The organism is Flavobacterium hibernum (assembly GCF_000832125.1).
Taxonomy (GTDB): Bacteria; Bacteroidota; Bacteroidia; order Flavobacteriales; family Flavobacteriaceae; genus Flavobacterium; species Flavobacterium hibernum.
This window is the reverse complement of sequence record NZ_JPRK01000008.1, coordinates 14,409-28,184: the sequence shown is the minus strand read 5'-3', so window position 1 is coordinate 28,184 and position 13,776 is coordinate 14,409. Positions and strand designations below refer to the sequence as shown.

Annotated in this window: 12 protein-coding genes; 6 read left to right on the top strand and 6 right to left on the bottom strand. The window is 31.7% G+C overall.

The window, feature by feature from the left end; genetic code table 11:
• Positions 1–614: 614 nt before the first annotated feature.
• The 6 genes from IW18_RS09290 to IW18_RS09260 form a co-directional block, all read right to left on the bottom strand.
• On the bottom strand, positions 615–1,244 hold the full coding sequence (locus IW18_RS09290; RefSeq protein ID WP_041517329.1) for a DsbA family oxidoreductase: 630 nt from the start codon (positions 1,242–1,244) through the stop codon (positions 615–617).
• A gap of 376 nt (positions 1,245–1,620) precedes the next feature.
• Positions 1,621–2,739, bottom strand: coding sequence for a DNA polymerase III subunit beta (gene dnaN / locus IW18_RS09280; RefSeq protein ID WP_041517709.1), 1,119 nt, complete (start codon positions 2,737–2,739; stop codon positions 1,621–1,623).
• Positions 2,740–2,843: 104 nt separating this feature from the next.
• On the bottom strand, positions 2,844–4,529 hold the full coding sequence (gldG, locus tag IW18_RS09275; protein WP_041517327.1) for a gliding motility-associated ABC transporter substrate-binding protein GldG: 1,686 nt from the start codon (positions 4,527–4,529) through the stop codon (positions 2,844–2,846).
• Positions 4,529–5,254, bottom strand: a complete 726-nt coding sequence (gene gldF, locus IW18_RS09270; protein ID WP_041517326.1) for a gliding motility-associated ABC transporter permease subunit GldF — start codon at positions 5,252–5,254, stop codon at positions 4,529–4,531. The genes gldG and gldF overlap by 1 nt, the downstream gene beginning before the upstream one ends.
• Positions 5,255–5,399: 145 nt before the next feature.
• Positions 5,400–5,696: a putative quinol monooxygenase gene (locus IW18_RS09265; RefSeq protein WP_041517325.1), complete on the bottom strand. Its 297-nt coding sequence runs from the start codon at positions 5,694–5,696 to the stop codon at positions 5,400–5,402.
• Positions 5,697–5,909: 213 nt separating this feature from the next.
• Positions 5,910–6,737, bottom strand: coding sequence for an SAM hydrolase/SAM-dependent halogenase family protein (locus tag IW18_RS09260; protein ID WP_041517324.1), 828 nt, complete (start codon positions 6,735–6,737; stop codon positions 5,910–5,912).
• 261 nt (positions 6,738–6,998) lie between these two features.
• Between IW18_RS09260 and IW18_RS09255 the strand changes: the two genes are divergently transcribed.
• From IW18_RS09255 to IW18_RS09230, 6 genes are all read left to right on the top strand, one after another.
• Entirely contained in the window at positions 6,999–7,949 is a 951-nt protein-coding gene (locus tag IW18_RS09255; RefSeq protein WP_041517323.1) for a PhoH family protein, read from the top strand.
• A 206-nt stretch (positions 7,950–8,155) separates the two neighbouring features.
• A complete protein-coding gene (locus IW18_RS09250) occupies positions 8,156–8,575 on the top strand; it encodes a hypothetical protein (RefSeq protein ID WP_041517322.1) in 420 nt (139 codons plus the stop codon).
• Complete coding sequence (locus tag IW18_RS09245) at positions 8,572–8,934, top strand: DUF1801 domain-containing protein (protein WP_041517321.1); 363 nt, start codon at positions 8,572–8,574, stop codon at positions 8,932–8,934. The genes IW18_RS09250 and IW18_RS09245 overlap by 4 nt, the downstream gene beginning before the upstream one ends.
• Positions 8,935–9,073: 139 nt before the next feature.
• Positions 9,074–9,904 carry a Cof-type HAD-IIB family hydrolase gene (locus tag IW18_RS09240; RefSeq protein ID WP_041517320.1) on the top strand — a complete coding sequence of 277 codons (831 nt, stop codon included), beginning with the start codon at positions 9,074–9,076 and terminating at the stop codon, positions 9,902–9,904.
• Positions 9,905–10,107: 203 nt separating this feature from the next.
• Positions 10,108–12,456, top strand: coding sequence for a S9 family peptidase (locus IW18_RS09235; protein WP_041517319.1), 2,349 nt, complete (start codon positions 10,108–10,110; stop codon positions 12,454–12,456).
• 241 nt (positions 12,457–12,697) lie between these two features.
• Positions 12,698–13,654, top strand: coding sequence for a phosphoribosylaminoimidazolesuccinocarboxamide synthase (locus IW18_RS09230; RefSeq protein WP_041517318.1), 957 nt, complete (start codon positions 12,698–12,700; stop codon positions 13,652–13,654).
• Positions 13,655–13,776 lie beyond the last annotated feature (122 nt).

Below are 13,776 nucleotides of genomic sequence, written 5' to 3'. Positions count from 1 at the left end.
TTCTTTGAGTTGAATGCGTCAAGAAAGAGTAGAACAATTTCAGTTATTAGAAAAGGAATTCCATTAGCTGAAATTTGACAGTAGAACGGTGGTATTTTTTTCATATAATTTCTGATATTAGAGTTAATATGGAAACAACTGACTTAAACAAATATAAAGAAAATACTGCAAAATCTTACAAATGAAAACTTAAGAGAGTGTAATAAAATATTAATTGTAGCTTGGAAATAATTTGGATTTATATTGTTTTTTGGTAAACTGTATTGTTAGTCAAGGTGTTATGTATTGGTTTTTTGTGTTGTTATATGGATGGTTTGATTGATTAATTTGATAAAAAAATATGTTTTTTTTTAATAATTATGCATTTTCAGGGTAATAAACGATAGTTTAAATGAGTAATTGATGGTTTTGAAACCTGAAAAGGGAGTAGTTTTATCGTTAATATGTAGTTTTGGTAGTAGCCATATCTGAAAGTAAAAAGTATAAAGTTATATTGTTATACTAAATTATAAACACGATAAAGTATTGCACAAAAAAAGCAAGACATTGAATACTCATGTCTTGCTTTTTAGTAAAGTCTAATAAAAGCTAATTTATTGTAAAAAAGCTAAAAATTATTTTTGTGCCTCTTTAATAGTTTGTACAAAGGCTTCAATAGGTTGTGCGCCAGAAACAGCGTACTTTCGGTCAAAAACAAAAAAGGGAACACCTTGCACGCCTATTTGATTTGCTTCGTGAATATCTGCGTGAACGTCATTTAAATACAGATCTTCATTTTCAACAACTTCTTGTACTTCTTTTGTGTCTAAACCTGCTCTAGTGCCTAATTCAATTAGAGTTTGTTTGTTGTTCAAATCCCTTCCTTCAGTAAAATAAGCTTTAAAGAAAATTTCTTCCATTTCGTCGCCTAAGTTTTTAGTTTTGGCTAAATGAATAATACGATGTGCTGTCAAGGAGTTTGAGATTATGGCTTTGTCAAAATGATAGTCTAAACCAACGCTTTTTGCGCGTTCTACAACACCTTTATGCATTTCTATAGATTGATCAACAGAAATACCTTTACGTTCAGCTAGAAACGTATAAACATCTTTTCCTGATTGAGGAGTAATAGTTGGATCAAGCTGAAAACTTTTCCACTCGATTTCAAATTCATTATTTGGAAATTCAGCTAAGGCTGTTTCCAGTTGTCTTTTTCCGATATAACAAAACGGACACATGATGTCCGACCAAATTTCTATTTTCATATTACAAAGTTAAAGAAAATTTGTTTTGGGTTTCAAGTTGGTTGTGAGATTTAGCCGCAAAGCACACAAAGGTTTTTATATTTAGATTGTTTTTATAAAGGGAAGGTTCGCAAAGCTTTGCGAACTTTCCCTTTTTTATAAAGCTCCAGTATAGAAAAAAAACGCTGTGTGCTTTGCGGTAAAAATCGACAAAAAGTTTCATTGCATTTTAATTTGAAAAAAAACAGTGTAAAACTAAAAAACCGCAATTCTTTTGAGAGAATTGCGGTTTCTAGGTATAAAAAATGGTTGGTTAATAGCGATATTTTTTTTTTACAATGATATATCTTTAATTCGAAACTAAAAAAAATCCCTGTAACAAAAAGAACTTTTGATGTTAACTATTTAACATTACAGGCATTACCAACATTGTGACAGTTTCACCTTCTTCTAAACCATCTACAGGTGTTAAGATTCCAGCTCTGTTAGGTAATGACATTTCTAACATAATCATATCTGATTGTAAATTGGTTAACATTTCAGTTAAAAAACGTGAATTGAAACCAATTTGAAGATCATCTCCTTGATAATCACAAGTCAATCTTTCTTCGGCTTTGTTTGAGTAATCAATATCTTCTGCGGAAACATTTAATTCAGCTCCGGCAATTTTTAAACGAATTTGGTGTGTTGTTTTGTTTGAGAAAATCGCAACACGTTTAACTGAACTTAAAAATAAAGAACGGTCAATCATTAATTTATTTGGATTCTCTTTAGGTATTACCGCTTCGTAGTTAGGGTATTTACCATCAATTAAACGACACATTAAAATATAATTATCAAATGAGAAAGTCGCATTCGAATCGTTGTATTCAATTTTTACTTCGGCATCAGAACTTCCTAAAATACTTTTTAAGATATTTAAAGGTTTCTTAGGCATAATAAAGTCAGCAACTTGAGATGCTTTTACATCTGTACGAGCATATTTTACTAATTTATGAGCATCTGTAGCAACAAAAGTTAATCCTTCTGGTGAGAATTGAAAGAAAACTCCAGACATTACCGGACGTAAATCATCGTTTCCGGCAGCAAAGATAGTTTTGCTTACAGCAGTTGCCAAAACATCTGCAGGAACAAGTGTTACAGATGGTTCTTCAAGATGAACCGCTTTAGGAAATTCTTCTCCCGCAGCATATGCTAATGCATATTTTCCTGAGTTTGAACTAATTTCGACTGTATTGTTTTCTTCAACTGTAAAAGTTAAAGGTTGTTCCGGGAATGTTTTTAAAATTTCAAGCAAAAGTTTAGCAGGTACAGCAACGCTTCCTTTACTTGTAGAATCAATTGATAATGTAGCAGACATTGTAGTTTCTAGATCCGAAGCCGAAACTGTCAACTCATTGCTGTCTAATTCAAATAAAAAGTTATCTAAAATAGGCAACGTATTGTTACTGTTAATTACACTACCTAAAACTTGTAATTGTTTTAATAAGTACGAACTCGATACTATAAATTTCATCTCTTTTGTTTTATTTTTGCTGTTTTCTTTAGTCTTTATCAACTAAAATAGACTTTACAAATATATCGTAAACAATCTTAGTTTTGCAAATTTTTTATTAACATCTATTTACTGTACTTTCTTTTTCGTAAGTAAGTAAATGCTATACCGAAAACCAATAAAATTAGAATTGGAAGTCCGATAGTTATGAATTGCGTCATTGTGTAATCTTCGTAAACCTTCTCTTTGTCTAATAATGGTAAGCTGACATCTTTGCTTCTAATGTTAATAAGTCCTGTATCGTCCAGTAGATAATTAATACAATTCATCATAAAATCTTTGTTGTCGTACAAGTTTCCGGTGCGTTGATCGTAACCGAGTTCTACCGGCATCATATTTTTGTCTAATTGATTTCGGGCTAAATCTCCATCAGAAATAACAATCATTTTGTTTGGTTTTCCTTTGGCTAAAAATGAGTTTTCTTTAAAAGGTAAAACACGATTTTCAAAAGCAGAATGGAAAGAGCCTTCTAACAAAACAGAAAGCGGAATGTTTCCTTTGTTTAAATAATCCTGAGGAGAAGTTTTCTCTGTTACAATATTCAAATTAATTTCTGAGGGAGTTCCAATTGTTTTTGAATATTGAGACGATTGTAGCAAAACAGTTTTTTTGATTCCGTTTTTCAAAGTATCAATCGGGCTGGCAAAATCAAATTTTATTCCGCCCAGGTTTTTTACAATAGGATGCTGACTTGTAGGATATACTTGTGGAGCATATTTCCAAACAAAATCCTGATATTGAGTTGCACTTCCTTGTTCGCCAGTTGCTAGTTTTATAGGACTTCCTTGTTCGTCTTTTACCAAGTCGGGATTAATTCTAAATCCGTATTTAAAAAACATATCATTCAAATTCAAATCTCTTGGATAAGCCAAAGTTGCACCAGCTTGATTATATAAACTGTCCATATCGGCAGCAACTTGGTCAACTAGCCATAGCGTTTTTCCACCATTCATAATGAACTGATCTAAAACTTGTTTTTCTTCGTCAGAAAAAGCTTCAGTAGGTTTAGAAATAATAGCTAAATCATATTTTTTTAGAGCACTTAAAGTTCCGTTTGGATCTTTAGCAACAGAATCTAAAGTAAATGGTCCGATGTAATAACTTTCGCGAATTTGCCTTAATAACTTAGCAATGTGAATTTCGTTCAATTCCCCATTTCCTTTTATAATGGCAACCTTTTTTTGTTTGTCTTTAGTAATTTTATTGATTCCATCTGCAATAGAATATTCTAAATGCTGAATCGATCCAATTACTTTTTGAGTAGTCGAAGCACCCATGATGTTTTTCAATAAAGGAATATTTACTTCCTTGTTATTGTAAACTGCCACTGCCCACGGAAAAACCATTGCCTGCGATTGTTTTCCTTTGTCGTCAACGGTAATGTTTATGGGTGTAAGACCTTTTTGATACAGAGATTTTACAACATCCATATTTTCTTCTCCGTTTTCCATTGGGTTAACGAATTCGAAAACAATATTACTGTTATAGGCTTGAAATTCTTCTAATAATTGTTTTGTTTCTAGTTGCAAACGTCTAAAATCAGCAGGCAAATCGCCTTGCATATAAATTTTGATCGAAAGAGGATTTTTAACCTGCTTTACGATTTGCAAAGAAGTTTCGGATAAAGTATATCGTTTGTCTTTAGTCAAGTCAAATCGGTGAAAGAATAAACTTCCTAGCACATTTAAAACGATTAAAACAAAAACAGTAATACCTAATGTTTTGATATTTTTTTGAGTAGATGCCTTCATTATGCTTTAAAAGATTTTAATTGATAAACAGTAAAAGAGAGAAATAATACTGTGATGCTTAGAAAGTAAATAACATCGCGAGAATCGATCACGCCTCGACTCATACTCTTAAAATGATCTTGCATACCAAATGCCGAAATTATATTAGAGTTTCCGGGAATCAGCGAAGCTAAACCTTGAAAGCCAAAATATAAGATAAAACATAGAAAAACGGCAATAATAAAAGCTACAATTTGATTCTCTGATAAGGTAGAAGTAAATATCCCGATTGCAGAATAAGCAGCAATTAAAAACAATAATCCAAAGTAAGAACCTATCGTGCTTCCCATATCAATATTTCCTTCGGGTAAGCCTAAATTAGAAATTACTTTTACATATATAAATGTTGGAATAATTGCCAAAATGATGAGTAGGAGAGAACCAAAAAACTTTCCGTTTACAATTTCCCAAATCGATAAGGGTTTGGTTAGAAGTAATTCTAATGTTCCTTGTTTTTTTTCGTCAGAGAAACTTCTCATCGTAACAGCCGGAATCAGGAAAATTAAAATCCAAGGTGCTAATGTGAAAAACGGAGTCAAATCTGCATAACCCGTATTTAATATATTGTAATCTCCTTCAAAAACCCATAAAAATAGACCATTGCTAATTAAGAAAATAGCAATGACCAAATAGCCAATAGGAGAGCCAAAAAAGGATTTTATTTCTCGTAAAATGATTGATTTCATGTAACTTATTTTTGTTTCAAGTTTAATTTGTTTCAGGTTTCAGCTTTGCGAACTTTGTGTTTTCTAAAACCTTTAAATATAATCTTTGCGTTCTTTGCGGTTAATTCATTTCAATTTTCAGATTCAGCACATAACTTGAAACAAATTAATTTAAACTAAAAACTTTATCCACACTCCAGGCTTCCGGTTTTGCATTGAATAGTTTTTTTGTGAAATCCCAAACCGTATTAAAAAGCTCAGATTTTCTATAATTTTCCAAATCCTCTTCGGTTTCCCAATAACTGTAAGTGAAAAAGATAGATTTGTTATTTTTGTCCTGATACAATTCTAAAAAACGATTTCCATCTGCATTTCGTATTTTGTCTTTCACGGTTTCGAAATTTTCCAGAAAATCAGGAATTTTTTCTTCATGAAAACTCATTTTTACAATTCTAACAAACATATTTGTAATTTTAGATTTCTGATAATGGATTTTAGATTAAAAATCGCTTACAGGTGCGCAAAAATACCAAAATTGATTGTTCTTTTTAGGAAAAAATAAAATATTCTGAAAGTATAGTTTTGCTATGTTATTGTTGTTTAGAGGAACGACGAAAATAGAATAAAAAAAGCTGTGTAAATCAGCCTAAATCTGTAAAATCAGCGGGCTATTTTTTTATAAAAACTTTATCGTAATTACATCGCGATAATTCAATCCTAAAAGGCTATTTGCAGAACCTACATTTGTTGGATTACTTCTAAAAATGGCTATTTCAAGAAAACCAGCTTCATTAAAAATAGCAAGTTTTTCTCCTTCGTAAGTTTTTATCGGATATTTATCAGAAGTAGCAATAGCCGAATAATTGGGCAAAATTGTTTTGATGCTTTTTGGTTTCATTACAATTTCATAAGATCGTCCGCGGGCAACTTCTGAAAACTGTTTTTTAGAAATATTGGTAACAACATTTCCAAAATGATCAATATAAATCACATATCCTTTTAAAGAACTACCATCATTTGAGACAACTGGTTGTAATTCTGTAATTTGCTTGATTTCGGTTATTTCTTTTCCAATTACATTAAGCAAGCCGCCTTTAGAAATATGAGAGGCCACTTTTATAAAAATATCTAGATCGGTAAATTCACTCGGAAAACGATCATGGATATTAATAACAACAATTTTTTGCGGAACAATCTTCTGCGTAAGCATACTTAAAATTCCATTATCGGCACAAATAAAGAAATGATCATTCCATTGCATCACAATATGTTGATTCTCTTTATTACGTTCAATATCAACTCCAATTAAGTGTACAGTTCCTTTTGGAAAACTCAAATATGCTGCGCCAATAACGTAACTAGCTTCGGCAGTGTTAAATGGATCAATGTCATGCGAAATGTCAACAATTGTAACCTCTGGATACTCAGAAAGTATTTTACCCTTTAGCGAACCAACAAAGTGGTCTTTTAAGCCGTAATCAGTAGTAAGGGTAATTATTGACATAATTTTGTTTATAACTATTGGTAGTATTTAAATCTAATTTTCATTAAATTTGAGAAGTGCAAAGCTAGCAATAGTAAATGCAAATTGAAAGAAAGAAAAGACAAATTATAAAAATGAGTCAGTTTTCAGTTTCAGTTTTCAGTTTTAAAAAAAAAAGTGATTTTAAACTGTGATTGTGACTTAAAACTGCGACTTAAAATAAAACACCCGACAACACTAATTTTATAAAACTGATTTATTTTTAATTTAAAACTATCTCATTTGAACGAAAGAATTATCGAGCTCATAGACATCGCTCCAAAAGACTTTTGGGGCGCTCAAGACACTCATCTTGAAATAATTAAAAAGTACTACCCAAGGCTTAAAATAGTAGCGAGAGGGACGACTTTGAAAGCATTTGGCGAAAAAGAAGTTTTAGATGAATTCGAAAAAAGATTTCAGAGGCTTATGCTTCATTTTACCCGATACAACAACATTGACGACAATGTAATTGAACGTGTAATTATGAGTGATGGTCAGGATGAAAGAAAATCATTAGATCATGACAAAATATTGGTTCATGGAGTTGGAGGTAAAATAATAAAAGCCATGACGCCCAACCAGCAATTGTTGGTAGATACCATTAAAAAAAATGACATGGTATTTGCGGTTGGTCCGGCTGGAACTGGAAAAACCTACACAGGTGTTGCAATGGCTGTAAAAGCACTTAAAGACAAAGAAGTAAAAAGGATCATATTAACGCGACCAGCGGTAGAAGCAGGAGAAAATCTTGGTTTTTTGCCCGGCGATATGAAAGAAAAATTAGATCCATACATGCAACCTCTTTATGATGCTTTGCGCGATATGTTACCCAACGAAAAGCTCGAAGATTACATTTTAAAAGGAATTATACAAATTGCGCCATTAGCATTTATGCGTGGGCGTACTCTAGATAATGCCTTTGTAATTCTGGATGAAGCTCAAAACACAACGCATTCGCAAATGAAAATGTTTTTGACCCGTATGGGGAAAAATGCAAAATTCATGATTACGGGTGATCCTGGACAGGTCGATTTACCTCGTAGAACTATTTCGGGTCTTAAAGAAGCAATTTTGGTACTGAAAGACGTTGACGGAATTGGAATTATTTATCTGGATGATAAAGATATAGTACGTCACAGATTAGTGAAAAAGGTAATTGATGCCTATAAACAAATAGAAAATCACGATTAATTTTATAAAATGTCAAATGTAAATCGTGAAATGTGTTTTGACATTTATTAATATTCGTTTTATGCATATCTTTATAAGAAATGTATAAAACGAATATTTTTTTTGATAAATTTTAAATTGGAAAGGAATAAACTCAAGTGATGAATTTAAGGATATTTAGTTTTTTGATATTGTTTTTTTTATTGTCCTGTAAGAAATCAGAAAGTTTGCCAAATAAATTCGTTGGTACTTGGTATGATACTGAATATATAGTTCCTGGTAGATCAAGTATTAAAATAAATTTAGACAGTTCATTTAGTTATCAAAGTGCAGGTTGTCAATGGCGTGTAATTTCTAAAGGAAAATGGAAGATAGTTGGAGATTCTTTAGAATTAAATAGTACAAGTAGTGATACTTGCTATAAAATGTTTCCGTTTATATTTTGTATTCCTTTTGGGGAAAATAATAGAAAAGATGTTCTGACCATTACAGATTGTAATCCTTTAGAGGATAAATCTTTTGCAATTTTTGAAAAAGAAACATTTTACATTAAAAATGATTCCTTGTTTTATAAACTTAAGGTAAATTCTCAATGTTCAGATACATTAAAAATTGTTTTTGCAAGAACACAAAAGATTAGAAAATGACACCATTAGATGATTTCTATTTAAAACAAGAAGAACCTGCAAAAGGTGTGTTTTTGGCATTAAGAGAAATTATTCTAAAACAAGACAATGATATCACACATGTTTTAAAATACGGAATGCCATTTTTCTGCTATAAAGGAAAAATGTTCTGCTATTTATGGATGCATAAAAAATACAAACAGCCTTATATCGGGATTGTTGAGGGAAAGCACTTTGATGAGTCCTTTTTAATTCAGGAAGCTCGTTCGAGAATGAAAATTATGCTTTTTGATGCAAACGAAGATTTGCCTTTAAAGCAAATTGAAATGGTTGTTGAGAAAGCCTTAAATTTATACAAATCAGGCATTATAAAAGTTTAGAGTATTTATAATGCAATATTTAACGTAATAGTTAAATAAATAATAAACTTGTCCTATTTCGGGCTTGAAAGGTTTTTATTCTTTGCTCTTCTGAGCGTAAAGCCGTAAATTTGCACTTTATAAATATTTGACTTTTAATATGACAAAACTTAAAAATATAAAAGTTGTAGTAAGTGATCTTGATGGAACTTTACTCAACCCACAACATAAAATATCAGACTATACTAAATCAATTTTTCAGGAACTTCACAATCAAAATTATCTTATTGTAGTGGCAACCGGGCGTCATCACCTCGATGCAATGGCTATTATTGATACTCTTGAAGTGCCAGTTTATTTGGTAAGTTCAAACGGAGCAAGAATTCATTCACCAGAGAAAGAAGAACTTTTTTCTTTTAATTTGAATAGCGATGTTGTAAAAGCGGCCCTAAATGTTGAAATTGACCCTGAAATTACTGTAGTTCTGTTCAAAGAAAATGTTTGGCAAACCAATAAATGGAACGAAAAATTAAATGCTTTTCAAGCTGATATGAAATATCGTCCAGAATTGGTAGATTATAAAAATCTTGAAGATTTTGGTGCTATCAAAATTTTCTTTTCATGCGATAATCATGAAAAATTAGTAAAACTAAAAGATGCCATTTTAGCTAATTCTTCAGAACATTTACATCATGCATTCAGTTTACCAACTTGTTTGGAGTTTATGGATAAATCAATAGATAAAGCTGTTGCGATTGAACAAGTATTAGAAAAACTTGGTTTTACATTAAGTGAAGCAGTTTCGTTTGGAGATGGTTTCAACGATGTTCAAATGTTATCAGCAACAGGAAAAGGTTTGATTATGGGGAATGCTCCGGCTTTGTTGAAAGAAACTTTACCAAATTTAGAAGTTATTGCTACAAATGCCGAAGATGGTGTAGCTAAATATATTGCTTCAAAAATTTTAAATAAAGAATTTGCCCAAAGTTAATTGTGGCAATTAGATCGAAACAGATTATTGAAAGTTATTGAAATTGTAATTTTAAACTTTTAACAAAAATAGAATCCTTGGAGATAATTCTTCAAGGATTTTTTTATGAAAAGAATAATATACTAAGGATTTTACAAGCAAATTGCAGAAATGTTTTTTTAATAATTTTCAAAGTGTATTTTTGTTTTTCAAAAGAAAAAACCATGACAAAAAACATTTTAATTCTTGCCTTTTTAATTCTTTCAATATCGGGCAACAGCCAAACTTTGAAGCTTGAAGAAATAATGAAAGGCGAATCTTTTATTGGAAATCAACCAACAAACGGACGCTGGTCTTTGGACGGAAAAAAAGTGTATTTTGAATGGAATCCAACTAATGATCTTGGCGAAAGTACATATTCTTGGCAAAAAGGAGCTGTAAAACCTGTTTTGGTCGAACCGAAAGAAGCAGCTTTTTCTAAACTTGATTTTAAAAGAAAACCAAGTTCAGATGTGGTTTATTATATTGATAATGGAGGATTATATTCTTATACAATTTCTACAAAAGCTGTTAAGAAAATTATTCAACAAAGTACCGCAATTTCAAATCTGGAGCTTGGCGCAACGGCAGGAATAGTATTTTTTGAGCAAGGAAATAATATTTTTAAGTACGATGCTAAAGAAGGAACAGTTCTGCAAATTACAAACTTTAATAAAGGAACTAAAAAAGAAAAGACTCCAGAGAAAGATTCATTCTTAAAAACGCAGCAAAAAGAGTTATTTCAGTTTATTAGAGATAAGGAAGCAAAAAAAGAATGGAATATGGCTAAAAATAAAGCTGTGAAATCTGATTTTGCAAAAGAGTATTTCTACGGAAAAGACAATTTGTACAATCTAAAAGCAAATCCAAAAGGAACTTTTGCCACATTTAGTTTAGTCGAAGAAGCAGATGTTAAACTTGAAAAAATGGAAGTTTTTATAACAGATGATGGTTATAATAAAACTCCCGATACTAAAGAAAAAGTTTCTACAGCTAATTTGGTCAAAACCAAATTTGGAATTTATTCGGTAGCAAAAGATACCGTTTACTATGTTAATTTTTCGACTTTAAGTCATATTCAAGATGTACCAAAGTATTACGAATCGTATGATAATTTAAAAAATAAAGCCAAAGAAGATAAATTAATTACCGTTCAGGCTCCCGTATATAACGTAGACGGTTCTAGAAGTATTGTCGAAATTAGAAGTCAGGATAATAAAGACAGATGGATGGTAAGTTTAAATCTTGAAAACGGAACTTTTAAAGAAATCGAACACCAACATGATGATGCATGGATTGGTGGCCCGGGAATTCCATCATATTCATTTGATTCTGGAGTTCTTGGATTTTTAGCAGACAACGAAACAGTATATTTTCAATCTGAGGCAACAGGCTATTCGCATTTATACACGTATAATTTAAAGACTGATAAGAAAACGCAATTAACAAACGGAAATTGGGAAGTTCGCGATGCAGCATTATCCAGAGATAAAAAAGTATTTTATTTAACTACAAATACCACACATCCTGGAAACAGAAACTTTTACAAGTTAAATACTGCTGGAGGTTCATTAGAACCAATTTTAACCAAAGATGGCGCGCATGAAGTGGTAGTTTCTCCAGACGAAAAATCATTATTGGTTCGTTATTCCTATAAAAATATTCCTTGGGATTTTTATGTTGCCGAAAATAAAAAGAATACAACTTTACAACAAATAACCTCTTCGGTTTCTTCGGATTTCAAAAAATATAAATGGAGAGAACCAGAGGTAATAACCTTTAAAGCGCAAGATGGGATTTCTGTAAATGCGAGATTATATACTCCAAAATCTGAAAACATAAACAAAGCAGCTGTAATATTTGTTCATGGTGCAGGATATTTGCAAAATGCACACAATTATTGGAGCAATTATTATAGAGAATACATGTTTCATAACATGCTGACAGATTTAGGATATACAGTTTTAGATATCGATTATAGAGGAAGCGATGGTTATGGACGAGATTTTAGAACTGGAATTTATCGCTTTATGGGCGGAAAAGATTTATCTGACCAATTGGATGGAAAGAAACTGCTGGTGGAAAAATACGGAATCGATGCAAATCGAGTAGGTATCTATGGCGGTTCGTACGGTGGATTTATTACTTTAATGGGAATGTTAACGACTCCGGGCGAATTTGCCTCGGGTGCTGCATTGCGCTCTGTTACAGATTGGGCACATTACAATCACGGATATACGGGAAATATTTTAAACTTTCCAGAGACAGATCCTGATGCTTACAAAAAAAGCTCTCCAATTTATTTTGCAGATAACTTAAAAGGAAATCTAGTTATGTTACACGGAATGGTTGATGATAATGTGGAGTATAAAGATATTGTTCGTTTATCGCAACGTTTTATTGAATTGCAAAAAAAGAATTGGACTCTTGCCTCATTCCCTGTAGAATCCCACGGATTTAAAGAAACGTATTCCTGGATTGACGAATATAGCAGAATCTTGAATTTGTTTAATTCAACGCTTCTTAAGAAATAAGTTTTTCAGTCACAGTTTTCAGTCGCGGTATACAGTTAATTTTTTACTTGAGCTTTGTCAAAATTTAAAACTTTGACAAAGCTTTTAATATGAGTTTTTGAACTGAGACTGTAAACAGTATACTGAGACTGAATACTGAATACCGAAAACCGCGACTAAAAAAAAGAATCTGAATAGATTCTTTTTTTACTTTAATTAGTTTTAAATTTGCATTCATAAAAAACAACACAACACTAGGATAATGAGTAATACAATCACAACTACAAACTTTAATTTCCCGAATCAGAAATCAGTTTACCGTGGAAAAGTTAGAGAAGTTTACAACATCAACGACGATCTTTTGGTTATGGTAGCGACAGATAGGCTTTCGGCTTTTGATGTGGTTTTACCAAAAGGTATTCCATACAAAGGACAAATTCTGAATCAGATTGCAACAAAATTCATGGAATTAACCGAAGATATTGTTCCAAATTGGTTAATCGCAACTCCAGATCCAAATGTAGCTGTTGGACATTTATGTGATCCTTTTAAAGTAGAAATGGTTATTCGTGGTTATGTTTCAGGACATGCGGCTCGTGAATATGCTTTAGGAAAAAGACAAATTTGTGGTGTAACTATGGCCGAAGGTTTAAAGGAAAACGATAAATTTCCTGAGCCAATTATTACGCCAACTACAAAAGCTGATAACGGTTCTCATGATGAAGATATTTCTCGCGAAGACATTTTGGCTAAAGGAATTGTTACGGAAGAAGATTATATTGTTTTAGAAAAATATACACGCGCTTTGTTTCAAAGAGGAACTGAAATTGCTGCTTCTCGTGGTTTAATTTTAGTAGATACTAAATACGAATTCGGAAAAACTAAAGATGGTGTTATCGTTTTAATTGACGAAATTCATACTCCAGATTCTTCTCGTTATTTTTATGCAGATGGATATCAGGAAAGACAAGAAAAAGGGGAGGAGCAAAAACAATTATCTAAAGAGTTTGTTCGTCGTTGGTTGATCGAGAATGGTTTTCAAGGGCAAGATGGACAGCAAATTCCAGATATGACAGATGAATATATCGAGTCAGTTTCTGCAAGATACATTGAGTTGTACGAGAATATCTTAGGCGAAAAATTCGTAAAAGCTGACATTGCTAATATTGATCAGCGTATCGAAAAAAATGTAGTTGAATACCTTACGAATAAAGAGTAATTATTTAAGACATAAGTTTATTAAAATAAAAAATGCCTTGCTATTATATAGCAAGGCATTTTGTTTTGCATAGATTAATAAAAAGACAAAAAAATAAATTCTGCTAAGGCATCAACATGTGT